21 protein-coding genes are annotated in these 22456 nt (G+C 66.2%); 14 read left to right on the plus strand and 7 right to left on the minus strand.

Annotated elements, in window-relative coordinates:
- Positions 1 to 9 precede the first annotated feature (9 nt).
- The 3 genes from AC5P7E_RS14530 to AC5P7E_RS14540 are packed head-to-tail and all read right to left on the minus strand — an operon-like array spanning position 10 to position 1252.
- Positions 10 to 468, minus strand: a complete 459-nt coding sequence (locus tag AC5P7E_RS14530; RefSeq protein ID WP_065184074.1) for an SRPBCC family protein — start codon at positions 466 to 468, stop codon at positions 10 to 12.
- Positions 469 to 470: 2 nt separating this feature from the next.
- Positions 471 to 785, minus strand: coding sequence for an ArsR/SmtB family transcription factor (locus AC5P7E_RS14535; RefSeq protein ID WP_005416268.1), 315 nt, complete (start codon positions 783 to 785; stop codon positions 471 to 473).
- A gap of 11 nt (positions 786 to 796) precedes the next feature.
- Positions 797 to 1252, minus strand: a complete 456-nt coding sequence (locus AC5P7E_RS14540; protein ID WP_049459929.1) for an SRPBCC family protein — start codon at positions 1250 to 1252, stop codon at positions 797 to 799.
- 165 nt (positions 1253 to 1417) lie between these two features.
- Here AC5P7E_RS14540 and AC5P7E_RS14545 point away from each other — a divergent pair, with 165 nt between their 5' ends.
- From AC5P7E_RS14545 to AC5P7E_RS14560, 4 genes are all read left to right on the plus strand, one after another.
- Positions 1418 to 1942 (plus strand): GNAT family N-acetyltransferase, encoded by a 525-nt coding sequence (locus tag AC5P7E_RS14545; RefSeq protein WP_005413051.1) that lies wholly within the window; start codon positions 1418 to 1420, stop codon positions 1940 to 1942.
- A gap of 95 nt (positions 1943 to 2037) precedes the next feature.
- Positions 2038 to 3807, plus strand: a complete 1770-nt coding sequence (locus tag AC5P7E_RS14550; protein WP_049459930.1) for an oleate hydratase — start codon at positions 2038 to 2040, stop codon at positions 3805 to 3807.
- Positions 3808 to 3893: 86 nt separating this feature from the next.
- On the plus strand, positions 3894 to 4481 hold the full coding sequence (locus AC5P7E_RS14555) for a TetR/AcrR family transcriptional regulator (protein ID WP_012479976.1): 588 nt from the start codon (positions 3894 to 3896) through the stop codon (positions 4479 to 4481).
- A gap of 92 nt (positions 4482 to 4573) precedes the next feature.
- Positions 4574 to 5074 carry a hypothetical protein gene (locus AC5P7E_RS14560; protein ID WP_111189648.1) on the plus strand — a complete coding sequence of 167 codons (501 nt, stop codon included), beginning with the start codon at positions 4574 to 4576 and terminating at the stop codon, positions 5072 to 5074.
- A gap of 11 nt (positions 5075 to 5085) precedes the next feature.
- On the opposite strand, the gene AC5P7E_RS14565 is transcribed toward AC5P7E_RS14560, so the two are convergent.
- From AC5P7E_RS14565 to ftrA, 3 genes are all read right to left on the minus strand, one after another.
- On the minus strand, positions 5086 to 5529 hold the full coding sequence (locus AC5P7E_RS14565; protein ID WP_231347478.1) for a chemotaxis protein CheW: 444 nt from the start codon (positions 5527 to 5529) through the stop codon (positions 5086 to 5088).
- Between the two features lie 131 nt (positions 5530 to 5660).
- Positions 5661 to 6095, minus strand: coding sequence for a BLUF domain-containing protein (locus AC5P7E_RS14570; RefSeq protein WP_032966646.1), 435 nt, complete (start codon positions 6093 to 6095; stop codon positions 5661 to 5663).
- Between the two features lie 95 nt (positions 6096 to 6190).
- Entirely contained in the window at positions 6191 to 7192 is a 1002-nt protein-coding gene (gene ftrA / locus AC5P7E_RS14575) for a transcriptional regulator FtrA (protein ID WP_087803600.1), read from the minus strand.
- Positions 7193 to 7674: 482 nt separating this feature from the next.
- On the opposite strand from ftrA, the gene AC5P7E_RS14580 reads away from it, so the two are divergent.
- The 9 genes from AC5P7E_RS14580 to AC5P7E_RS14620 all read left to right on the plus strand — a co-directional run bounded on the left by AC5P7E_RS14580 (position 7675) and on the right by AC5P7E_RS14620 (position 18267).
- Positions 7675 to 10251, plus strand: coding sequence for a TonB-dependent receptor plug domain-containing protein (locus AC5P7E_RS14580; protein WP_495222852.1), 2577 nt, complete (start codon positions 7675 to 7677; stop codon positions 10249 to 10251).
- A gap of 52 nt (positions 10252 to 10303) precedes the next feature.
- On the plus strand, positions 10304 to 10885 hold the full coding sequence (msuE, locus tag AC5P7E_RS14585) for an FMN reductase (RefSeq protein ID WP_065184096.1): 582 nt from the start codon (positions 10304 to 10306) through the stop codon (positions 10883 to 10885).
- A 158-nt stretch (positions 10886 to 11043) separates the two neighbouring features.
- Complete coding sequence (locus tag AC5P7E_RS14590) at positions 11044 to 11406, plus strand: DUF3088 family protein (RefSeq protein WP_005409341.1); 363 nt, start codon at positions 11044 to 11046, stop codon at positions 11404 to 11406.
- 14 nt (positions 11407 to 11420) lie between these two features.
- A complete protein-coding gene (locus AC5P7E_RS14595) occupies positions 11421 to 12398 on the plus strand; it encodes an MsnO8 family LLM class oxidoreductase (RefSeq protein WP_065184097.1) in 978 nt (325 codons plus the stop codon).
- A 17-nt stretch (positions 12399 to 12415) separates the two neighbouring features.
- Positions 12416 to 13759 (plus strand): LLM class flavin-dependent oxidoreductase, encoded by a 1344-nt coding sequence (locus tag AC5P7E_RS14600; RefSeq protein ID WP_005409343.1) that lies wholly within the window; start codon positions 12416 to 12418, stop codon positions 13757 to 13759.
- 4 nt (positions 13760 to 13763) lie between these two features.
- A complete protein-coding gene (locus tag AC5P7E_RS14605) occupies positions 13764 to 14984 on the plus strand; it encodes a M20 aminoacylase family protein (protein ID WP_099473017.1) in 1221 nt (406 codons plus the stop codon).
- A complete protein-coding gene (locus AC5P7E_RS14610) occupies positions 14981 to 15532 on the plus strand; it encodes a GNAT family N-acetyltransferase (protein WP_043035039.1) in 552 nt (183 codons plus the stop codon). The genes AC5P7E_RS14605 and AC5P7E_RS14610 overlap by 4 nt, the downstream gene beginning before the upstream one ends.
- Complete coding sequence (locus tag AC5P7E_RS14615; protein ID WP_080334809.1) at positions 15529 to 17274, plus strand: amino acid ABC transporter permease/ATP-binding protein; 1746 nt, start codon at positions 15529 to 15531, stop codon at positions 17272 to 17274. Before AC5P7E_RS14610 ends, AC5P7E_RS14615 begins: the two co-directional genes overlap by 4 nt.
- A gap of 15 nt (positions 17275 to 17289) precedes the next feature.
- Positions 17290 to 18267 carry an ABC transporter substrate-binding protein gene (locus AC5P7E_RS14620; RefSeq protein ID WP_024956912.1) on the plus strand — a complete coding sequence of 326 codons (978 nt, stop codon included), beginning with the start codon at positions 17290 to 17292 and terminating at the stop codon, positions 18265 to 18267.
- A gap of 58 nt (positions 18268 to 18325) precedes the next feature.
- Here the strand turns inward: AC5P7E_RS14620 and AC5P7E_RS14625 are convergent, their stop codons facing one another.
- Entirely contained in the window at positions 18326 to 21445 is a 3120-nt protein-coding gene (locus AC5P7E_RS14625; protein WP_099497617.1) for a discoidin domain-containing protein, read from the minus strand.
- A gap of 513 nt (positions 21446 to 21958) precedes the next feature.
- On the opposite strand from AC5P7E_RS14625, the gene AC5P7E_RS14630 reads away from it, so the two are divergent.
- The gene (locus AC5P7E_RS14630; RefSeq protein ID WP_012479990.1) at positions 21959 to 22456 is read left to right on the plus strand and encodes a helix-turn-helix transcriptional regulator; all 498 of its coding nucleotides are present in this window, start codon (positions 21959 to 21961) and stop codon (positions 22454 to 22456) included.

Below are 22456 nucleotides of genomic sequence, written 5' to 3' on the forward strand. Positions count from 1 at the left end.
AGCACCGCGTCAACTCGGCTTCGCGAACACATCCAACCCCTTGCCCGTCTCCAGCAGCGACTTCAGGCTCGACAGCACGATCGGCCAGCCCTGGCGGATGCCGGTATCCATGCCACTGCCCGGTTCCAGCTCCTCATGGGTAACCGTCAGCCGCACCATGTCCTGGTAGGGCACGACGTCGAAGGTGACGCGGCTGTAAGCATCCGGGTTGTCGGCCTGCGAGGCGGCGGCCCAGGTGATGACCAGGCGCGAGGGCGGGGTGCTTTCCACCACTTCACCGATCAGCTCGACCGAGCGCGTTTCGTTGGCACGCACGTGCTGCCAGCGCGAGCCGGGCTTCCAGTCCGAGACGTTCTCGTGGCCCCAGTAGCGACTGGCGATCTCGGGGCGTGTGATGGCCTCGAACACCTTCTGTGGCGTGGACGCGATGTAGATCACGTGGATGAAGCGGGTTGACTCTGCAGACATCGTCATTCTCCTTCCAGTTCGCGTTTCAGGTCATGCAGCAGGCTCAGGCGCTGCTGCTCGAACTTGCGTACCCAGCGCTCGTAGACTTCATGCAGCGGCACCGGGTTGATGAAGTGCAGCTTCTCGCGGCCACGGCGCACAGTGCTGATCAGGTTGGCGTCTTCCAGAAGACCCAGGTGCTGAGTGACCGATTGCCGGGCCATATCCAGGTGCTCGCACAGCTGGCCCAGGGTCTGGCCGTTGTCCTCGCAGAGCAGGTCGAGCAGCGTCCTGCGCGTGGGGTCGGCCAAGGCCTTGAACACCTTGTCTGCATTCATGCGGGGTGTCTTCAGTTCCAGTTGTCGATCCTGACGTCGTGTGGGTTGGGCTGGCTCTTGCCGGTCTCCAGCAGTGCCTTCAGGCTCATCAGGAACACCGCCCACTTGGTGCTGCAGTGGGAGGTGAACTCGACACGTTCCTTCCAGCCTTCGTGGGTGAACAGCACGATGCAGTGGTCGCCTTCCTGCTTCAGTGCGAAGCGCGCGTGGGTGCCGATCCATTCGGCGGGGCCGGCGAGGAACTTCCAGAGCACCAACTCGCCTGGAATGAGCTGTTCCAGCTGCATTTCCATGGCGCCGATTTCCTGGCCGTTGTTGGTGAAACGGACCTTGACCGTGCCGCCGGTCTCGCGGTCGCCGTGGGTGTCTTCGGCCCACCAGGCGGCGACGCCTTCGGGGGTGGCCAGGGCTTGGTACACCTGGCTTGCGGGGGCCTTGATGCCGACCCTGTGTGCGATATCCACCATTGCAGGTTCCTCGCGATGGGCCGGCAGGCGCCGCCCTTGGGATGGACTATATGCAGGTAAATGCCTGCATGTCAAATCCGGCCCAGGGACTTCCGACCCTGGTAGTGCTGGCCGCTGGCCGGCATCCTCGTGACAGCTGATTGACGCGTTGACAGGAGTACGTGCATGACTGAAACAGGAAAGGACACCTTGACCATCCGCCGCGCCAGTGCGGCAGATGCCCCTGCGGTGCTGGCGCTGTTCGACGAGGTGATCGAATGGTTCGTGTCGATCGGCAATCTGCAGCAATGGGGCAGCGAGCCATGGTCCACGGTGCCACGCCGGATCACCCAGGTGACCGATGCGTGCGCGCTGCCTGGCGCATGGGTGGCCCAGAACGAGCAGGGTGAGGTGCGTGCGTTCCTGGCGCTGGGCGAGTCGATGCCCTATGTGCCGGCGCCCGATGGGCCCGAGCTGTACGTGCGGGTATTGGTGGCCTCGCGTGATGCGCGCGTGCGCGGCATCGGTCGTCGCTTGATGGCGTTTGCCGACGAGCAGGCGCGCGCTGCCGGCCTCGACCATCTGCGCGTGGACTGCTATGGCGGAGGCAGCGGTGATCTGGTGCGCTTCTACGAGTCCTGCGGCTACACGCGAATTGCGCCGTTCAACGTGGACGGCTGGCCAGGCATGCTGCTAGGCCGCCAGCTCTGACGCCGCTGCGTCATTCGGTCGCAGCATGCATGCAGGAATCGGTACATCGGTTCGGCGCTAGAGTGGGGGAAGATCCCTCCAGGAAGGAGCAGCGCATGTACTACAGCAGTGGCAACTACGAAGCCTTCGCGCGCCCGCGCAAGCCCGCCGGTGTCGATGGCAAGCGCGCCTGGTTTGTGGGGTCGGGGCTGGCCTCGCTGGCCGGCGCCGCGTTCCTGGTGCGCGATGGGCGCATGGCCGGTGAACGCATCACCATTCTTGAACAGCAGCAGATTCCTGGCGGTGCGCTGGATGGCCTGAAGGTGCCGGAAAAGGGTTTCGTGATCCGTGGTGGCCGCGAGATGGAAGATCATTTCGAGTGCCTGTGGGATCTGTTCCGCTCGATTCCGTCGCTGGAGATCGAGGATGCCAGCGTGCTGGATGAGTTCTACTGGTTGAACAAGGACGACCCGAACTATTCGCTGCAGCGCGCCACGATCAATCGCGGCGAAGATGCGCACACCGACGGTCTGTTCACACTCACCGAGCAGGCACAGAAGGACATCATCGCGCTGTTCCTGGCCACCCGTCAGGAGATGGAGAACAAGCGCATCAACGAAGTACTGGGCCGTGATTTCCTGGACAGCAACTTCTGGCTGTACTGGCGAACCATGTTCGCGTTCGAAGAGTGGCATTCGGCGCTGGAGATGAAGCTGTACCTGCATCGCTTCATCCACCATATCGGCGGCCTGCCGGATTTCTCGGCGCTGAAGTTCACGAAGTACAACCAGTACGAATCGCTGGTGCTGCCGCTGGTGAAGTGGTTGCAGGACCAGGGCGTGGTGTTCCAGTACGGTACCGAGGTGACCGACGTCGACTTTGATCTGCAGCCGGACCGCAAGCAGGCCACGCGCATCCATTGGATGCATGACGGTGTAGCCGGTGGCGTGGATCTCGGCGCGGATGATCTGCTGTTCATGACCATCGGTTCGCTGACCGAGAACTCGGATAATGGCGACCACCACACTGCGGCACGCCTGAACGAAGGCCCGGCGCCTGCCTGGGACCTGTGGCGCCGCATTGCCGCGAAGGATGACGCGTTCGGGCGTCCGGATGTGTTCGGCGCGCACATTCCAGAAACCAAGTGGGAATCGGCAACGGTGACCACGCTGGATGCGCGCATTCCGGCCTACATCCAGAAGATCGCCAAGCGCGATCCCTTCAGCGGCAAAGTGGTGACCGGCGGCATCGTCAGCGTGCGCGACTCGCGCTGGCTGATGAGCTGGACGGTGAATCGCCAGCCACATTTCAAGAACCAGCCCAAGGACCAGATCGTGGTCTGGGTGTATTCATTGTTCGTGGATACGCCCGGCGACTACGTGAAGAAGCCGATGCAGGACTGCACCGGCGAGGAGATCACCCGCGAGTGGCTGTATCACCTGGGCGTGCCGGTGGAAGAGATCGATGAGCTGGCCGCGACCGGCGCGAAGACAGTGCCGGTGATGATGCCGTACATCACGGCGTTCTTCATGCCACGCCAGGCAGGTGACCGCCCGGACGTGGTGCCGGAAGGTGCGGTGAACTTCGCTTTCATCGGCCAGTTCGCCGAATCGAAGCAGCGCGACTGCATCTTCACCACCGAGTACTCGGTGCGCACGCCGATGGAGGCGGTGTACACCTTGCTGGGGATCGAGCGTGGCGTGCCGGAGGTGTTCAATTCCACGTATGACGTGCGCTCGCTGCTGGCCGCGACCGGGCGCCTGCGTGATGGCAAGGAACTGGACATTCCCGGGCCAGCGTTCCTGCGCAACCTGCTGATGAACAAGCTGGACAAGACCCAGATCGGTGGTCTGCTGCGCGAGTTCAAGCTGGTGCAGGAGGACTGAGCGGGGCGTGGGTAGCGCCGGGCCATGCCCGGCGAGCCCGGCAGCGGGTAGTTGACAGCGTTTCAACCTACTAGTAGGTTGGCGACATGAAAGAGTCGCTCTCGCCCAAGGCCCAGGAGATCCTGGCCCATGCCCGTTCGCTGCTGGAGGCCGGTGGCTACAACGGCTTCAGCTACGCCGACGTGTCCGCGCGGGTGAACATCAGCAAGGCCAGCATCCATCACCACTTCCCCAGCAAGGCCGACCTGGTGCGCACGGTGGTTGAACTGTACCGGGCCGAGGCGCGCGAAGGCCTGGCGCTGCTGGACCGGCAGCTGGACGACCCGCTGCAGGAGCTCAACGCCTATGTGGAGTACTGGTCCAGCTGCATTGCAGGGGGGACGTCGTCGTTCTGCATCTGCGCGATGCTGGCAGCGGAGGCGCCGATGATCCCTGCGGAGATTGCCGATGAAGTGCGCGGGCATTTCGAGGATCTGAGCGGGTGGCTGACGGTGACGCTGGAGAAGGGCGCGGCGCTGGGCCAGTTGCGCCTGCAGGGTTCCCCTGCGGACGAGGCCAGGGCGTTCATGTCCTCGGTGCACGGCGCGATGCTGGCCGCGCGCGGTTTTGGTGACGCGGCGACCTTCGCGGCACTGGCACGGTTGGCGATCGCGCGGGTGAGCGCGGCGTCCTGAGAGATGTGTGGTGGGCCTGCGGCGACGCGGGCCTTCTTTTTGAGTCCAATGCCTACCTACTAGTAGGTTCATTCTATCCCTGGAGATGTCCCATGTCCCACCCTCTGTCCACGCTTGGCGTGATCCATACCGCTGTCAGCCTGATCCCGGTGTTGAGTGGCCTGTATGCCTTCATTCGCCATCGCGCAATCGATCCCGCCACGCGCGCGGGCAAGCTGTACCTGGTGGGGCTGGTGCTGTCGGTGGTCACCTCGTTCACCGTGTCCAGCACGGGCGGGATCAACCCCGGCCACGCATTCGGGGTGATCGTGCTGCTGGTGGCATTCGGCGGCGTGCTGGCCGCGCGGCTGCGCTGGCTGGGGCGCGCAGCACCTTATGCATCGACGTTTGCGCTGTCTTTCAGCTTCCTGCTGTCGTTGGTGCCCGGCGTCAACGAAACGCTGACCCGCGTGCCGGCAGCGCATCCGATTGCTGCCGCGCCGATGGCCCCGGTGGTGCTGCACACGCTGCTGGTCTGCCTGGTGGTGTTCGTGATCGGCGTGGCCGCGCAGTGCTGGAGGCTGCGAAACCGTGCCTTGGCAGGACGATCCTGAGACGCCGCCGGTCACTCCGGCGCGGCAAGTGCGCCCAGCAGTGCCACCGGTTCGATCAGTGCAGCCGAGCGCGCCGGGTCAAGTTGAATGTGCCGGCTGCAGAAGCTGAACGATCGGCCTGCGGCACGCTCGGGGACGCGTGCGCTCGCGTCCGGTGTCTCGATCTCCAGCACCTCATCCACGGCCAGCGCCAGCGTTGCGGTACCGGCATTGATCAACAGCATGGCCGGGCTGCCACCGTCGAATGCCGCTTGGCCGCTCATGCGGCGCAGGTCGACCACGGGTAATGGCTGCCCACGGACTTCCAGGGTCGGCCTGCCGTTGCGGTCTGCAGGGCCGAATGCCTCCAGGCCGCGAATTTCGACGGCAGCCTGGATGTCGATCGCGAACAGGGCGGTGCCTGCACGCACGATCACGATCTCGAACAGGTCGGCGGGCGATGCGCGTTTTTCCATTGCAGGTGGGGCGGGTACTGGCATGCGATGGGCGTGGCGAAGACAGCGGGAAGGAGGATCCTGATGATGACGCCCGAACGTAGCGCACGGCCGCGTCGGCAGGCGCACGCAAGGCGTCGGTTCAGTCTGTATCAGGCGGGGGCGCGTGGCGGCTCGACGGTGCCGATGCGTGGGAAATGCGGACGCAGCAGGCCAACGAGCTGATCCATGCCTGGAACGGAATGGCCAAATTCGTCCCATCGCGCATTGACCAGCCCGGACACGACGATCTGCCCGGTCTCGATGCGGGTCATCGCCCAGTAGGGTACGGCGCGTGCGCCGATTGCCATGTCCAGTACCGGGGCGACGGCGGCGTGCGAACGACTGTCCTGGATACGGCGCCTGACCGCCTCCAGGCCGTCGGGCGGGCCTTCGATGTACTGGAAAAACCGCTGCCCGTCGACGAGCAGCGCTCCGGTAACGTCCACCCGGCGATTGAACGCGGCAGAGCCCGAGACGATCTGGCGGAGGGTTTCATCGGAAAGCCCAGCCGACATGTGGCTGGAGTAAGCAAATGCGTGGAGCATGGAAGGGGCTTCGTGTGACGCCCATCACTATACGTGGGTCTCCACCGTCCGCCGTGAGCCTTTTCTCACGTGGCGCTGGAGAGCGCTGAGCTGGATCAGCAGCCCACCAACCGATCCGCGCCAACACCGCCGCGATGCTGGCTGCGGTACTCGGTAGGGCTCGCATCGACCTGGCCCCGGAAGTGCCGACGGAACGATTCCTGCGAACCGAATCCAGCCTGCTCGGCAATCCACTGCAGCGGCCGATCGGTGGTTTCCAGCAGCTCGCGGGCGTAGGCGACGCGCTCGCGGATCAGCCAGTCGATGGGCGACAGGCCGGTGGCCTCCAGGAACTGCCGCTGCAGAGTGCGTTGGCTGAGTGCGGCCTGCTCGGCGAGGCTGCCCAGCGAGTGCGGCTCGCGCAGGTTGCGGCGCATCCATTCCATCAGCCTTGCCAGGCGCGTGGGCTCGCCATGGGGAATGGCGCGGCTGACACGCTGGCTGCGTTCGGCATCACGCCACGGCGCCAGTACCAGCCGTTCGGCCACCAGGTTGGCCACGCGCGCACCGTAATCCTTGCGCACCATGTGCAACATCATGTCCATGCCGGTCGCCGAGCCGGCCGAGGTGATGATGCTGCCGGTGTCTACATACAGTGCATCTTCGCGCACATCGATGCGCGGGAACTCGCGCGCCAGCGCTTCGGTGAGGCGCCAGTGGGTGGTGGCCTGGCGGCCATCGAGCAGCCCGGCCCACGCCAGCACGAAGGCACCGGAGCAGATCGAAGCGATGCGCGCGCCACGGCCGTGGGCACGGATGAGTGCATCAAGCAGCGCCTGTGGCGGGCGCTCGCTGGGCTCGCGCCAACCGGGAATGACGATGATGTCGGCGTCATCAACTGTGCTGAGGTCGTAGGGAAGCTGCACCTGCGTTCCGCCAAGCATGCGCAGCGCACCAGGTTCACCCGCGCACAGCTGGGTGCGATACCAGGCCACGCCGAGTTCCGGCCGCACCGGCGCGAACAGGCCAACCGCACAGCCGAACTCGAACAGCCCTTGGCCGTGGCAGGCAACGATGGCGACGAGCGGTGCGCTGGGATCGGCGGGTGGGCTGGGCATGGCTTGATGCTACGGGTGGTGATGTGCGCCGCAGAATGCTGCGCGGGCATGAGGTGATGCCTGTGGAGCATGTGTACGGGGGGGGCATTCGTCTGGCTTGGGCACCCGACGGGGTAGAGTCGACTGTTAGTCGACTGCTGTTGGCGATACCGCCTGGAAGCCCGCGCTGCGCGCGATAGTCGACTGACAGTCGACTCTACCCCCGTAGGTTGCCGCCCGCCGCCCGCCGCCCGCCGCCCGCCACCCATCACCCATCACCCATCACCCATCACCCATCACCCATCACCCATCACCCATCACCCACCACCTGCCACCCGCCGCTCGCCGTCCCATGGGCGTGGTGCGCAGGGCTGCCTAACGTCATTACCAGCAGTCATGTGGGTGGCCGGATGTTACGGCTGGGTGACGCGATCGCGCCTGTCGCGGTGGGCGGACAGGCCCTTGAATGGAAGCGTGTTTCCGGCCCACCCCCACGAGCCCCCATGCCTGCCGCCCACGCCCCTGTCCTGAGCACTCTCGCTGTTCTGATCACAGCCATCCTCGCCGCTTCGCCCAGCCATGCGGCTGAAGCCGATGCGGATCCTGCTGCCGCCGCTGCGACGGCCAACGTGGCCGCGTCCACGCTGGATGCCGTGGTGGTGACCGGCTCGCGCACCAGTACGCGTACGGTGAAGAACAGTTCCACGCCGATCGACGTGATCTCCGCCGAAGACCTCACCGCCACCGGCCAGGCCAACCTGCTGGAAGCACTGCAGCGCGCACTGCCGTCGCTCAGCCAGATTGGTGGCTACCAGAGCGACCAGGAGAGCCTGATTCGTGGCTACCAGCTGCGCAACCTGTCGCCCGGCTACACGCTGGTGCTGGTGAACGGCAAGCGCCGCAATGCCAGTGCCTATGTAAGCGGTGCCAATGGGGGCGGCTTCCCAGGCCATGCGTGGGCGGACCTGGCGTTGATTCCGGTGTCGGCCATCGACCACGTGGAAGTGCTGCGTGATGGTGCGTCGGCCATCTATGGCTCCGATGCGATTACCGGTGTGGTCAACGTGATCCTGAAGTCGCAGGCGCACGGTGGCGAGTTCGCCGTGGAAAGCGGGCAGAGTATTGATGGCGATGGCTCGCGAACCAGCGTGCGTGCCAACGTTGGCCTGCCGTGGGGTGCCGATGGCTTCGTCAACCTCTCCGGCGAGACCACCCGCCAGCATCATGCGATCCGCACCCGCCGCTACATCGATGGCTATCTGAGCTACCCGGCGGTGGATGGTAGCGGCAATCTGGTGGCGCTGCGGCCGAATAATCGATTGCCGGCCGGCGCATCGCCGAACCCGGCCGAAGCCAGCCGCAATGCCGAGGCCAACACCATCCTCAGCTCCCCGTCGTATGCGCTGAAGGCGTTCGCGGTGAACGTGGGCCATGGCCTGGGCGAGAGCGCGCAGTTCTACGCCAATGCCACCGCCAGCGATCGCACCGCGCAGGCGATCCAGAACTTCCGCCTGCCGGCGACCATCTTCACCACCTACAAGGCTCCAGGCGTGCTGAACGTGTTTCCCGATGGCTTCCTGCCGGTGCTGGAAACAAAGGAGAAGCAATACACCGGCACCGCGGGCGTGAAAGGCCAGATCGCAGGCTGGGACTACGACGCCAGCCTGACCGGCAACCGCAGCACGGTGCGTACCTATACGCGCAACTCGTTGAACTACTCGCTGCCGTACCCCCGTTCGCCCACTGACTTCTATGACGGCAAGCTGGACTACCAGCAGGGCATCGCCAACCTGGACCTGCGCCGTGGCTTCGAGGTGGCGGCGTTTGCGTCGCCGCTGGAGGTGAGCGCGGGCGCCGAGTACCAGCACGAACGATACGAGCGTGGGGCAGGGCAGTGGGAGTCATACACCGGCTTTGGTGCTGCGGCCTTCGTCGGCTATTCCACTGCGGACGCGGTGAAGGCGACCCGCAACAGCAAGGCGGTGTACGTGGGTGCGGCCACCAACATCACCTCGCGCTGGTATCTGGATGCGGCGGCGCGCTGGGAAGACCATTCCGACTTCGGCAGTGTCTCCACCGGCCGCCTGACCACGCGCTTCGACTTCACCGACGCGTTGGGTGTACGTGCGACGGTCAGCAATGGTTTCCATGCGCCCAGCCTGGGCGCGCAGTTCTACCAGGCCACTGGCAGCTGCCCGTGCGGTACCACGCTGGTGGCGCAGGTGTCTTCGCCGGCAGCGGTTGCGCTGGGTGCTACGCCGCTGAAGCCCGAGAAGGCCACCAACTACAGCCTGGGCGTGACCTGGGACCCGAGCCCGGCGTTCCACTTGGCCGTGGATGCCTACCAGATCGACATCCGCGGCCAGCTCGGCCAGTCCAGCCAGATCGGCTACAACGCGCAGGATCCTGCACGCGTCACCGACAACAGCGGCACGGTGCTGAGCGCGGCGCAGAAGAACACCATCGATGCGCTGCTCGGGTCGGCCGGCATCAGCATCCTGCCGGGTGATGCGTTCTACGCCAGCTACTTCACCAACGTGGGCAATACCCGTACGCGCGGCGTCGAGCTGACCGTGGAAGCGAACCAGGAAACGGCCTGGGGCAAGCTGCGCTGGAGCTACGCGGCCAACGTGGGGCGCACCACCATCCAGAAGATCAGCGACATTCCGGCGGCGCTGCAGGGGCTGCCGAACATCAACCTGTTGACCAAGAGCAGCGAGTACGCGCTGCGCTTCCGTACGCCCAGCTACACGCAGGTGGCGGGGTTGGGCTGGCAGAACGGGCGCTGGCGCTCGAACGTCGACTTCACCTACTACGGCCCGATCAAGCGCCTGAACAACGGCGTGGAGTACAAGCAGCCGCCGGTGCTGGTGACCAATCTCTCCGGTGCCGTGGAACTGGGCGCAGGCTGGAGTGCGGCGCTGGGCATCAACAACGTGTTCGACAAGCGCACGCGCAAGGTGCCGGAGTACGCGCGCAGTGCCACCGATGTGGCGAGCATCGAGACGACCTGGGACAACGGCGATGTGCTGGGCAACGTCGGCGCGTACTGGTACGGGCGGGTCAGTTACCGGTTTTGAGGTTCACGCCAAAGGCGGCCGGACGTAGTTCGGCATCATCGAGGAGCATTTCATGTCTTCTGCATTGAAGGTGGTGGCAGTGGTGGGGTCACCGACCAGCTCGGCGACGTCGCGCACGTTGCTGCTGGTGCGGCACTTGTTGGCGTCGTTGCAGCAGCGGGTGCATGCCAGCGTGGAGCTGGTGGAGCTGGCGCCGATCGCGCGTTCGCTGGGGCAGTCGCTGTCGCGCGATGAAGCGGAGCCAGCCGTAGAGCAGGCACTGCAGGCAATCGAGGCGGCCGGTCTGCTGGTGGTGGCGACGCCGGTGTATCGCGGTTCCTATCCCGGGCTGTTCAAGCACCTGGTCGATTTCATCGGGCTGGAAGCGCTGGTGGATACGCCGGTGCTGCTGGCGGCGACCGGTGGCAGCGAGCGCCATGCGTTGGTGATCGACCACCAGTTGCGGCCGTTGTTCAGTTTCCTGCAGGCGCACACGCTGCCGATCGGGGTGTATGCCACGCCTGCCGACTTCGATGGCGAGCACATCAACAGTGCAGCCTTGCAGGCGCGCATCGCACTGGCGGCCGAGCGCGCGGCAGGGCATCTGGCTCCGCAGGCGCTGGCGGTACCGGCGCCGCTGCGAAGGATCGCCTGACGGCATAACCGGCGGCGCTTTGCTTATGGCCAAGGCGCATCTGTATGGCCGGATCTGACCGCCGATTGTCGCCTGGCATCGCCGTGCCGACCGCCGTCATCTCTAGCATCGATATCGAAGCGGCATCGCATTGCCGCCCCCCCGATGAGGACGACCCCGTGAGTCTGGACGCAACCGACAAGCCCATCCTGTTCCTGCTCGACCGTGAGTTCGAGGACGGACAGATTCCCGGCCAGCGCTTCTTCTGCCGGCACAGCCTGTTGCTGGAAGGTGCGCTGTCGAGCATCGACGGCCTGGACGCGCAGCTGGACGTGCGCCGCATCGGTTTCGCACGGCCGCGCCGGGAGGTGATCGCCGAAATCGGCGAGCAGGACCAGTCGCTGCCGAAGCTGGTGCTGCCGCAGGGCGTGCGCAGTGACCTCGCGAGTGGCGTGCACCAGGACCGCCAGTACATCTCCGGTGCCGAACCGATCCTGGCCGCGCTGAACGGGTTGCTCGGCATCCCCGTGGCCCATCCCTGAGCGAGGACGCGACCATGAGCTATCAGATCAGCGTGTTGGACAAGAGCCCGGTGGCCGAAGGCGCCTCGCCGGAGCAGGCGCTGCGCAACAGCCTGCAGCTGGCGCAGCGCGCCGAACAGCTGGGCTATCACCGCTACTGGTTTGCCGAGCACCACGCCGCGCCGACGTTGGCCAGCCCCGCACCGGAAGTTCTGGCGGCCTGGGTGCTGGCGCAGACCCGGCGCATCCGCATCGGCAGTGGTGGGGTCATGCTGCGCCACTACGCGCCGTACAAGGTGGCGGAGAACTTCAACCTGCTGGCGGCGCTGGCGCCAGGTCGTGTTGACCTGGGCGTGGGCAAGGCGCCCGGCGGCCTGCCGGCCTCTACCGCTGCATTGGCAGCGGGGCGCCCGGCGTTCGCCGACTTCGACCAGCAACTGCGCGATCTTGAGGGCTATCTGTCCGGCGCCGACGCCGATGTGCTGGCGCGGCCGATTCCGCAGCGGGCGCCGGAGCGCTTTCTGCTCGGTGCCAGCCCGCAGAGTGCACGGCAGGCGGCCGAGCTGGGCTGGCGTTTCGTCTACGCCGCGCACTTCGACGGCGACCCTAAGCACATCGAGGCCGCGTTCGACGCCTACCGCAACGTCTCCTCGCAGCCACCGCTGCTGGCTACGGTGGCCTTCGCCGCGCCGACTGCCGAAGCCGCAGCGCGTCATATCGGTGCGCTACGCGTCTACAAGCTGCACCTTGGTCCCGGGCAGACGGTGAACCTGCCCAGCCCCGAAGCGGCTGCCGAGTACGCACGCCAAGTGGGCGTGGCCGACTTCCGCATCGAGGAAACACGCCCGAGCGTGTTGTCTGGCGATGCGCAGCACGTGCGCGGCGAACTGGACGCGCTGCATCGGCGCTTCGGCGTGGGTGAATTCATCCTCGATGCGCCGGTGGCCGACCTCGACGCACGCCTGACATCCCTTGAACTGCTGTCGCCCGCGCCGCGCGCGGCGGTGGCCTGACCTGCAGGAGCGATTCCATGAGCACCACTCCGCGCCACATTCCGTTCGGCATCATGTTGCAGGGCCCCGGCAGCCATATGCATGCCTGGAAGCATCCGTCCAACCCGGCCGATGCCAGCGTCAACCTGCAGTTCTACATCGACATTGCGCGGACCGCCGAGGACAACGGCATCGCGTTCGGCTTCGTGGCCGACGGCCTGTACATCAACGAAAAGTCGATTCCGCACTTCCTCAACCGCTTCGAGCCGATCTCGCTGCTGTCGGCACTGGCCACGGCGACGAAGAAGATCGGCCTGGCCGGTACGCTGTCCACCTCCTACAGCGACCCGTTCACGGTGGCCCGCCAGTTCGCCTCGCTGGATCTGCTCAGCGGCGGCCGTGCTGGCTGGAACGTGGTGACCTCACCGTTGGAAGGTTCGGGTCGCAACTATGGCCGGCCGCACCCGGAGCATGCGCTGCGCTACCAGATCGCCGACGAGTACCTGGAGGTGGTGCAGGGGCTGTGGGATTCGTGGGATGACGATGCCTTCGTGCGCGAGCGCGACAGCGGCACGTTCTTTGCGCCGGAGAAGTTCCGCCGGCTCGACCACAAAGGCCGCTTCTTCCAGGTGGAAGGCCCGCTCAACATCCAGCGCTCGCCACAGGGCCAGCCCGTGATCTTCCAGGCCGGTTCGTCCGATGACGGCATTGCGCTGGCCGGCAAGTACGCCGATGCGGTGTTCACCCATTCGCCATCGCTGGAAGAAACCCGCGCGTTCACCCAAAAAGTGAAGAACTCGGCGATCGCGCACGGCCGCAGCGGCAATGACGTGAAGATCTTCCCGGGTATCGGTCCCATCGTCGGCCGCACGGCCGAGGAGGCCGAAGCCAAGTATCAGGCGATCGCCGCACTGGCTACGCTGGAGGATGCACTGGCGTACCTGGGGCGCTTCTTCGATCACCACGATTTCAGCCAGTACGATCCGGATGCACCTTTCCCGGAGCTGGGTGACATCGGCAGTAACTCATTCCGTTCCACCACCGACCGCATCAAGCAGGATGCGCGTGAGAAGGGGCTGAGCCTGCGCCAGGTGGCGCTTGAAGCGGTGAGCCCGCGACCAAACTTCATCGGCACGCCGGAGCACGTGGCCGATGAGCTGATCCGTTGGTTCGACGCCGGTGCCAGCGACGGCTTCATTCTCGGCTTTGCCGCACAGCGCGAAGGCCTGGATGATTTCGTGACCCAGGTGCTGCCGATCCTGCAGGCCCGCGGCTACCACCAGCGTGAGCTGCAGGGGCAGACCCTGCGTGAGCATCTGGGACTGCCGTACAAGGCCAGCCGGTATGCGGCCGATGCCGAACCGGCGCGGAAGGCGGGGTAGGGCGATGAGCGGAGAGAATTCGGTAGCGCCCGGCCATGCCCGGCGAGACCCCGCGTCCATCGGCGTGCTGCCCGAAATCGCGGCACGCGCCGAGGCGGCCATCGCGATCCGCCATGACCTGCACCGGCATCCGGAGCTGGCCTTCGATGAGCACCGCACCAGCGCCCGTGTGGCCGAGTTGCTGCAGCAGTGGGGCTATGAGGTGACCACCGGCCTCGGTGGCACCGGCGTGGTCGGTACGCTGCAGCGCGGGCAGGGCAGCCGTCGCCTCGGCTTGCGCGCCGACATCGATGCACTGCCGATCCACGAGGACTCGGGGCTGGCCTACGCCAGCCAGAACGAAGGGCTGATGCATGCCTGTGGCCACGATGGGCACACCGCCATCCTGCTGTCCGCCGCGCATTACCTGGCCCATCACGGCAATATCGACGGCACCCTGCAGCTGGTGTTCCAGCCGGCCGAGGAGACCGGTTCGGGCGCGTCGAAGATGATTGCCGACGGCCTGTTCGAGCGCTTCCCGGTGGACGCGATCTATGGCCTGCACAACTGGCCGGGCGTGCCGGTGGGCCACTTCGGCTTTGTCGATGGCCCGGCGATGGCGTCGGTGGACTGGGCACGGCTGAAGGTGATCGGAAAGGGTGGCCACGGTGCCGAGCCGCAGGGCAGCGTGGATCCGATCCTGGTCGCCGCGCACATCATCACTGCGCTGCAGAGCGTGGTGTCGCGCAATGTCGATCCGCGGCAGATGGGCGTGGTCACCGTCGGCTCGATCCACGGCGGCCAGGCCGCCAATGTGATTCCGGACGTGGTGGAGCTGAAACTGACCGTGCGCGCCTACCTGCCGGAGGTACGCGACACCCTGCGGCGCCGGGTCACCGGGATTGCCGAGCAGACCGCTGCCGCGTTCGGTGCGCGCGCCGAGATCGAGTTCCCGCGCGGTTTCCCCAGCGTGATCAACCACCCGCAGCAGACTGCCTACATCCGCGAGGTCGCTGTGCGGGGATTCGGTGCAGAACACGTGGTGCCCGAATTCGCGCCACGCACCGCCAGCGAGGATTTCGCCTTCCTGCTGCAGGCGCGGCCGGGCAGTTTCGTGTTCGTCGGCAACGGCGACAGCGCGCCGCTGCACAGCCCGCGCTACGTGTTCAACGACGCCGCAATCGCACCCGCCGCCAGCCTGTGGGCACGGCTGGCCGAAGACTATCTGGTGAAGGACGTGGCATGAGCAGCAACGAACGCTTCTTCTACACCTCGGTGGATGATCCGCTGGCACGGCCTCTGTTCGATGGCCTGGAACAGGAGTACGACAGCCGCTACGCCGACGTGCGCCGACGCATCGGCGGCAGCGCCCGCGAGGAGCTGCAGCGCTACCCGGCGCAGGCCTTTGCGGCCCCGGTCGGTGCCTTCGTGCTGCTGCTGCGCGACGGGGTGGCGATCTCCGGCGGCGCGTTCATGCCGCACCGCGATCCGGATACCGCCGAGTTCAAGCGGATCTGGACGTTGCCCGGGCTGCGTCGCCAGGGCATCGCGCGGCGCGTGCTGCAGGAGCTGGAAGACCAGGCGGCGCGGCAAGGATACCGGCGGGTGTTCCTGACCACCGGCTTCCGCCAGCCTGAAGCGGTTGGCCTGTACCTCAGCCATGGTTACACCGCGCTGTTCGATCTGGATGCGGATCCCGAAACCATTGCGCACCTGCCGTTCGAAAAGCACCTGCGGGCAGCGACGCCCGTCATCGTGCCTGCGCAGACCCAGCTGCAAGGAGCCCACGCGTGAGCACGCCTTCGACCGCGCTGGATGGCATTGCAACCCGGCCCGCGCCAGCGCCCGCGTTGAAGATCGTGCCGGCCCGGCATCCGCTGCAGGTGTTCGGCACAGTACTGGCACTGGCGCTGATCCTGATCGGGCTGCAGTCCGTACTGGGTAATCCGCGCTGGGGCTGGGGCACCTTCGCTGAGTGGTTCTTCGCACGCCCGGTGCTCGAGGGCCTGGGCCGCACGCTGCTGCTGACCGCGCTCGGTACCGGTCTCGGTTTCGCACTGGGCACCTTGCTTGCGCTGGCCCGCGTCTCTGGTTCGCCGCTGCTGTCGGCGGTGTCGTGGGGCTACGTGTGGTTGTTCCGCTCGATCCCGCTGCTGGTGCTGTTGCTGCTGCTGAACAACCTGGGCTACCTGTACAGCACCATCGAGCTGGGCGTGCCGTTCACCGGCATCAGCCTGTTCTCGTACCCGACCACGCAGCTGATCGGTGTGTTCACCGCCGCGGTGCTGGGCCTGACCCTGAACCAGGCCGCGTTCTCGGCCGAGGTGATCCGCGGTGGCATCCTCTCGGTCGACCACGGCCAGTACGAGGCCGCGGCCGCACTCGGCCTGCCGCGCGGTCGCCAGGTGCGCCGCATCATCCTGCCGCAGGCGATGCGTTCGATCCTGCCGGCCGCGTTCAACGATGTGATTGGCCTGGCCAAGAGCACCTCGGTGGTCTACGTGCTGGCGCTGCCTGAGCTGTTCTACACCGTGCAGGTGATCTACCGCCGCAACCTGGAAGTGGTGCCGCTGCTGATGGTGGCCACGGTCTGGTACCTGGTGATCCTGACCGTGTTGTCGCTGCTGCAGCGGCGCGTGGAACAGCGCTTCGCGCGCGGCCAACTGCAGCGCGAGCGTTCGGTGTCGCGAGTGTCATCGCCCCCGCGTGTGCAGAGCGATGCCGCGCCGCGCGTGGCCAACCGCCCGCGCATCGCCACCCAGGTTGAAGCGGGCGAGGGCGCTGCGGTGTCGCTGCATGGTGTGGGCAAGGTGTTCGGCGAGCAGCCGGTGCTGGAAGACGTGAACCTGGACCTGCGCGCTGGAAGCGTGACGGTTCTGATCGGCCCGTCCGGCGCCGGCAAATCCACGCTGCTGCGGCTGATCAACCACTTGGAGCGTGCCGACAGCGGCTATGTGACCGTGGGCGGCCAGCTGATCGGCTACCGCCGCGAGGGTGACACCTTGTACGAACTGCCCGAGCGTGAGATCCGCCGCCGTCGTGCGGAAGTGGGCATGGTGTTCCAGGGCTTCAACCTGTTCCCGCACCTGACCGCGCTGGAGAACATCATCGAAGCGCCGATCGCAGTACGCGGTGTGCCGCGCGCGCAGGCCGAGCAGCAGGCGCGCACGCTGCTGGAGCGGGTCGGCCTGGCCGACAAGGCCGATGCGTTCCCGCGCCAGCTGTCCGGTGGCCAGCAGCAGCGCATCGCGATCGCCCGCGCGCTGGCGCTGCAGCCGAAGGTGCTGCTGTTCGACGAACCCACGTCGGCGCTGGATCCGGAACTGGTGGCCGAGGTGCTGAGCGTGATCGAAGAACTGGCCCGTTCGGGTACCACGCTGGTGATCGTCACCCATGAGCTGAGCTTCGCCCGCCGCGTGGCCGACCACGTGGTGATGATGGACCAGGGCCGGGTGATCGAGCAGGGCACGCCCGAGGCCCTGTTCGAGCGCCCGCGCCAGCAACGCACCGCCGATTTCCTGGCCAAGACCCTGTAACCCTCAAGGAATGCCATGAGCCCTGCAGCACCCCGTCGCCCCTCACGCAGCACCTTGTTGATCGCAGGCGTGCTGGTCATCGGCATCGCCGGCATCGTCTACTCGCGCGTGCGCCAGGCCCCGGATGCCGGCGCCGTGGCCGCGACCAGCCTGGCCGGCGCGAACACCGCCATCCTGAAGGGCACGCTCGACCCGAAGGCGCAGGCCTTGATTCCGGCTGGCTACCGCTTCGTCACGCCGGGCGCATTCACCGTGGCGACCCACCCGGGGCAGCTGCCGCTGGCCGATTACGGCGCCGACAGCAAGGACGTGGTCGGTATCGAGCCCGACATCGCACGGCTGATCGCCGATGCGTTGGGCCTGAAGCTGGTGATCGTGCCGGTGGCGTGGGCCGACTGGCCGCTGGGGCTGGAATCGGGCAAGTACGATGCGGTGCTGTCGAACGTGACGGTCACCGAGGAGCGAAAGAAGAAGTTCGATTTCTCCAGCTACCGTTACGACCTGCTGGGCATCTACACGCGCACTGATGGGCCGATCCAGAAGATCGAAAAGCCGGCCGACGTTGCCGGGCTGAAGGTGGTGGTCGGTGCCAGCACCAACCAGGACCAGATCCTGCGGCAGTGGGACCAGCAGAACATCGCTGCCGGCTTGAAGCCGGTGGAGTACCAGTACTTCGATGACGCGGTGGTCGGCCGGTTGGCGGTGATCACCGGGCGGGCCGATGTCTCGTTCGAGCCCAATGCCACCGGCGCGTACTCGGCACGCGACGGCAAGGTGCGGCGCGTGGGCCTGTTCCCCGGCGGATGGCCGAACGCTGCGGCGATCTCGGTGACCACCCGCAAGGGCAGCGGCCTGGCTGATGCGGTGACGCAGGCGCTGAACACGCAGATTGCCAGTGGTACCTATGCGCAGGCGCTGAAGCGATGGAACGTGGCCGAGGAAGCCGTGCCGCAGTCGCAGACCAATCCGCCGGGGTTGCCAACGTTGCAATGACACCGGGCGTGGCCCGGGTGACCCCCCGCTTTGTAGAGCCAAGCCTTGCTCGGCTGCTTTACCAGCGCGCCTCCAGCGTTTTGAACGGTTTCGCCAGCCGCACACCCTCGGCATCGAAGTCGGAAACGCTATGCCCATCCACACGCACCGTCTTCGGCATGGTGCGCGCCGGCCACCAGACTTTCACTGCCGTCCCGCTGCGCAACCCCTTGCCCAGCGTGACCGTCAGCGTGCCGTCGCGCTGCCGCGCCTGCATCTGCAACGTGCCATACGCGGTCGGCAGCCGCTCCACCGCCAACCCATCGCCCGCCACCCACGACAGCGGCGTGCCCGGCAGCAATGACAATGCATCATCGTCTTCGCGCATCAGCATGCCGAACAGCGTGCGGCCATACTCGGCACCAATCCAGGTATGCGGCATGTCGCCCAGGTAGCGGGGGAAACGCAGCCGCGAGTGCACGACCTCGGCCAGTACCTGCCACTCAAGCGGGCGCCGATCATGCAGCAGTCCCTGCAGCAGCTCATCGGCAACCTGCGGTTGGCCCAGGTGCACATAGCTCAGCACGTTGCGGATCTCATACGGCGTATAGGCGTACAGCGCTTCGGGCTGGCTGCGCTTGCGCACATCCTCCAGATAACGCGCGAAGGTGGTCCGCAGTGCCTCGGCGGGCAGCACGCTCTGCGCACCGGTGGGGTCCAGTGCGATCGATACGCCGGTTGGATCGCCATCGCCCAGGTCGGCCGAGGAGGGGATGAAGTCGATGCCCTTCCACGCCATCGTCGCCTGGATAGAGGCGTGCAGCGCGCCGTAGAGCAGCTTGTATTGCTCGCGCGCCCAGACAGCAGTCTCGTGGTCGCCCAGTGCCTCGGCCAGCCACGCGCCGTCGTGCCAGCCCTTCAGTCCCCAGTAGTCATCCCAGTAGCTGTGGGTGGGCGAGGGGTAGCCCTCGTGGCTGATCGACGGCGCAATGATGCCCGCGAAGCGTTCCGGTGCCGGCTGGTCGGCCTTGTAGCCGGGCACCAGCGTGCGCTCGCGCAGTTCCTGCAGAAAGCGCAGCGCCGCTTTCACTTTCGGCAGATAGGCGCGCACTGTTTCTGGCCCGCCATCGAGGCGCGCGACATCGGCCACCAGCGTCACGTACTGGCCCTGGCTGTCGTACTCGATGTCCGAACCAAAGCCGGTGTTGACACTGCCATCGTCGTTGAGGATCGGCGAGACCAGGCCGTTGGCATGCACGCCGTGTTCGCTGTACCAGGCCAGGTAGTCGCGCGCGACGCGTGCTTCGCCCATGCGCAGCAGCACCGCCGAGGTGGCCATGCCGTCGCGGATGAAGGAGCGGTTGTAGTTGCGGGGCCCGGGCTGCATGGCCGGGCCGGTCTGGTTGATCAGCATGTAGGCGGCCTGCGCGCGCAGCATGTCGACCAGTGAGGGATCGGGCAGGCGCAGCCCGACCTGGCCCAGCCGTGCCTGCCAGTCCGCAGAGGCCTGCGTGGCCAGGGAATCGAACGCCGTATTGGCATCGCGGGGCAGCGTGGCCAGATCAAGCGCAGGCGCCTCGGGCAGTGCGCCCTTGCTATCGGCGGCGGCAGTACCCAGCGGGAACGCGACCACGATGGCATCGCTGGCGCCCGGTGCCAGTGATACACGGTAGTTGAGCGCGGCGGCGGCAAGACCCTGGTCATCACGCGCCTGTTGCGTGGAGGGCAGCTGGCCGGCAGCCAGGGTCGCGGTGATTTCCGTTGCGCCTTCCCTGCCAAACGGCGCCGCGCCGGACGCAGCCACCGGCGTGAGCGACTGCAGCAGCGTGCGTCCATTGATGCGCACGGCCTGTCCATCGATCGCCACATCGCGGATGGGTGACAGCCCGCCGTTCTGCCACGGTGGATTCATCTGCATCGGGCGCACGACCAGGCTGAGCGTGCCGTCGATCCTGGTGCCGCCGGTGTTGTGCAGGCGATGACGCAGGAAGGTCACCGGCTGGCCATTGCGCTCGATGGCGAACGCTTCACTGCGCAGCTCCAGGCCAGGTTGCGGTGACCAGGTAGCGGAGGGCATCGGCTTCCAGCCGTCCCGCAATGCATGCTGCACGTTCTGCCCGGCCGCACCCGCAGTGCTCCCATCGGCGCTGCGCCAGATCGGCTGCACCAACGGCGCGCCCTTGAAGGCTTCCAGGTTTCCGTACTCGTCGAAGATCGATTTCTGTCGTCCTGCGTGCACGCCGACGGCCGTCCAATAGGTCTGCTGCATCTGCAGTGAGGCTGGGAACAACGGGCGCTCCGCGCCGCTGGCGGCGATCTGATACTGCTTCATCGGTGTCATCACGGCTTTTGGGCCGAGCAGGCGCAGGCGTGCCACCTTTGGTGCAGATCCATCCACGCTCAGGCGGAATGCACGCACGGCCTGTGCGGCATTGGCGGCCAGCCAGCTCTGGCGGTGGCTGGCCGCCTGCGCATCGTGCGCGAGGTCCTGCCACCGGCCCTGTGCATCCTGAACCTGCAATCGGGCAGGGCCGCGGCTGCCATCAGCCCAGTCGACCACCAGACCAGCCGTCGATTGAGCCTGCGGCAGCGTGATCTCTAACGCATGGGATCCATTTGTCCCGGCCGGAATCGGGACGGTGCCGCCGCCTTGCCAGAGCGCTGCTGCCTGCGTTGCATCGATACCGCTGATGCGTGCGCTGAGCGTGCTGTCCAGCGGCTCCATCTCGAAGATCGACACGCCCCAGTCGGAAGTGCGCTGCGGACTGGCCAGCCGCAGATAGCGCGCCTGCCGCGGCGCGAAGTACAGCGTTTCCACATCGCCCAGTGAATCGGCCATCGTGTACGCGGTCTGCCACTGCGTGCCATCCAGTGAGGTCTGTAGCGAATAGCCTTCCGGATTGGAGACATCCCAGGTGAGGCGCGCGCCGGACAGCAGGGTGGGCGCGCCCAGGTCGATCTGGAACCAGTGGCCGGGGCTGAAGGCGCCGCCGGTCACGGTCTTCGGGTCGCCGTCGATCAGGTGGCCGATCGCCATCGCCGGTACCTGTTGCGATGAACTGCTGGCCTGCCATTGGCTGCGCGGGGTGAGGGTCTGTGCCTGTGCGCTGGAGACCAGGGCGGCCAACAGCAGGGCCGCGGCAAGGCGCAACGGGAAAAGCGGGGTGGAGACCTTGGAGCGTTCGGCGCGCAACGTCATTACGGACAGCCTCGCAGGTTCGACCGGAATCGGGCGAGCGCTACGCTAGCAAGGGATGTAATCGGTTACATGACGCACTGCAGCGCCGCTGGACGCTGGCCCCGCCATCACGGGAGGGCTGACGGATGTGGCTCTGGACGTGTAGCGCGGATTGGCTAGGGTCACATCGCAAGTCTTTTAGTTTGGTTGTCATTTGACAACTTACGTGAGCCGTGTGCAGACTATGGAGAACAAGGAATGTCTCGAGCGCGTCATCCAGACAAGGACATCGAAGCGGCGTTGCAGTTCGCGGAGGACCGTGGGTGGAGGCTCCGTATGGCGTGCGGCCATGCGTGGGGCCGGATGTATTGCCCTTACAACGACACCGATTGCCGATGCGGGGAGTTCTGCATCGTGAGCGTCTGGAGCACGCCGCGAAGCGGCAGCCATCATGCAAGGGCCTTGCGGCGTGTGGTCGAGAACTGCAGTCGTGAGCAATGAGATCAGGCTTCGTCAGAAGCGAAGGGGTCAATCATGGAATTCAACTTCACCCTGAAGTACCGCTTGCCGGACACAGGCAATGAAATCGGCGTCCTCGAGCAGCGCCTGGCCGAAGGCGGCTGTGACGACGCGCTTGTGGGCCTTGGGCTGCCGGGACGGCTGGCCCTGGCGTTCTGCCGCGAAGCAGACAGCGCAGGGGCTGCCCTGCGTTCGGCGCTGGACGATGTGCAGCGGGCCGTGCCCGGTGCCGAACTGGTTGAAGTGAGCCCCGATCTGGTGGGGCTCACTGACGTCGCAGACCTGCTCGGAATGTCGCGCCAGAACATGCGGAAGCTCATGCTGGCCAACCCGCAGTCGTTTCCGTCCCCCGTGCATGACGGCTCGACCTCGATCTGGCATCTGGTCGACATTCTCGGTTGGCTGCGAGCGCGCGGCAGCGGGAAAGTCACGACGGAAATGACCGAGCTCGCCGCCGCTGCGCTGCAGATCAATCTGGCCCGGGAAGGGCGCAGGCTTCACCCGAAGACGTAG

It is taken from the genome of Stenotrophomonas sp. YJH_SMC_25, from assembly GCF_059369595.1.

Coding starts and splice junctions, on each gene's coding strand:
- AC5P7E_RS14530 (WP_065184074.1), bottom strand. CDS start 468: ATGTCTGCAGAGTCAACCCGCTTCATCCACGTGATCTACATCGCGTCC.
- AC5P7E_RS14535 (WP_005416268.1), bottom strand. CDS start 785: ATGAATGCAGACAAGGTGTTCAAGGCCTTGGCCGACCCCACGCGCAGG.
- AC5P7E_RS14540 (WP_049459929.1), bottom strand. CDS start 1,252: ATGGTGGATATCGCACACAGGGTCGGCATCAAGGCCCCCGCAAGCCAG.
- AC5P7E_RS14545 (WP_005413051.1), top strand. CDS start 1,418: ATGACTGAAACAGGAAAGGACACCTTGACCATCCGCCGCGCCAGTGCG.
- AC5P7E_RS14550 (WP_049459930.1), top strand. CDS start 2,038: ATGTACTACAGCAGTGGCAACTACGAAGCCTTCGCGCGCCCGCGCAAG.
- AC5P7E_RS14555 (WP_012479976.1), top strand. CDS start 3,894: ATGAAAGAGTCGCTCTCGCCCAAGGCCCAGGAGATCCTGGCCCATGCC.
- AC5P7E_RS14560 (WP_111189648.1), top strand. CDS start 4,574: ATGTCCCACCCTCTGTCCACGCTTGGCGTGATCCATACCGCTGTCAGC.
- AC5P7E_RS14565 (WP_231347478.1), bottom strand. CDS start 5,529: ATGGAAAAACGCGCATCGCCCGCCGACCTGTTCGAGATCGTGATCGTG.
- AC5P7E_RS14570 (WP_032966646.1), bottom strand. CDS start 6,095: ATGCTCCACGCATTTGCTTACTCCAGCCACATGTCGGCTGGGCTTTCC.
- ftrA (WP_087803600.1), bottom strand. CDS start 7,192: ATGCCCAGCCCACCCGCCGATCCCAGCGCACCGCTCGTCGCCATCGTT.
- AC5P7E_RS14580 (WP_495222852.1), top strand. CDS start 7,675: ATGCCTGCCGCCCACGCCCCTGTCCTGAGCACTCTCGCTGTTCTGATC.
- msuE (WP_065184096.1), top strand. CDS start 10,304: ATGTCTTCTGCATTGAAGGTGGTGGCAGTGGTGGGGTCACCGACCAGC.
- AC5P7E_RS14595 (WP_065184097.1), top strand. CDS start 11,421: ATGAGCTATCAGATCAGCGTGTTGGACAAGAGCCCGGTGGCCGAAGGC.
- AC5P7E_RS14600 (WP_005409343.1), top strand. CDS start 12,416: ATGAGCACCACTCCGCGCCACATTCCGTTCGGCATCATGTTGCAGGGC.
- AC5P7E_RS14605 (WP_099473017.1), top strand. CDS start 13,764: ATGAGCGGAGAGAATTCGGTAGCGCCCGGCCATGCCCGGCGAGACCCC.
- AC5P7E_RS14610 (WP_043035039.1), top strand. CDS start 14,981: ATGAGCAGCAACGAACGCTTCTTCTACACCTCGGTGGATGATCCGCTG.
- AC5P7E_RS14620 (WP_024956912.1), top strand. CDS start 17,290: ATGAGCCCTGCAGCACCCCGTCGCCCCTCACGCAGCACCTTGTTGATC.
- AC5P7E_RS14625 (WP_099497617.1), bottom strand. CDS start 21,445: ATGACGTTGCGCGCCGAACGCTCCAAGGTCTCCACCCCGCTTTTCCCG.
- AC5P7E_RS14630 (WP_012479990.1), top strand. CDS start 21,959: ATGGAATTCAACTTCACCCTGAAGTACCGCTTGCCGGACACAGGCAAT.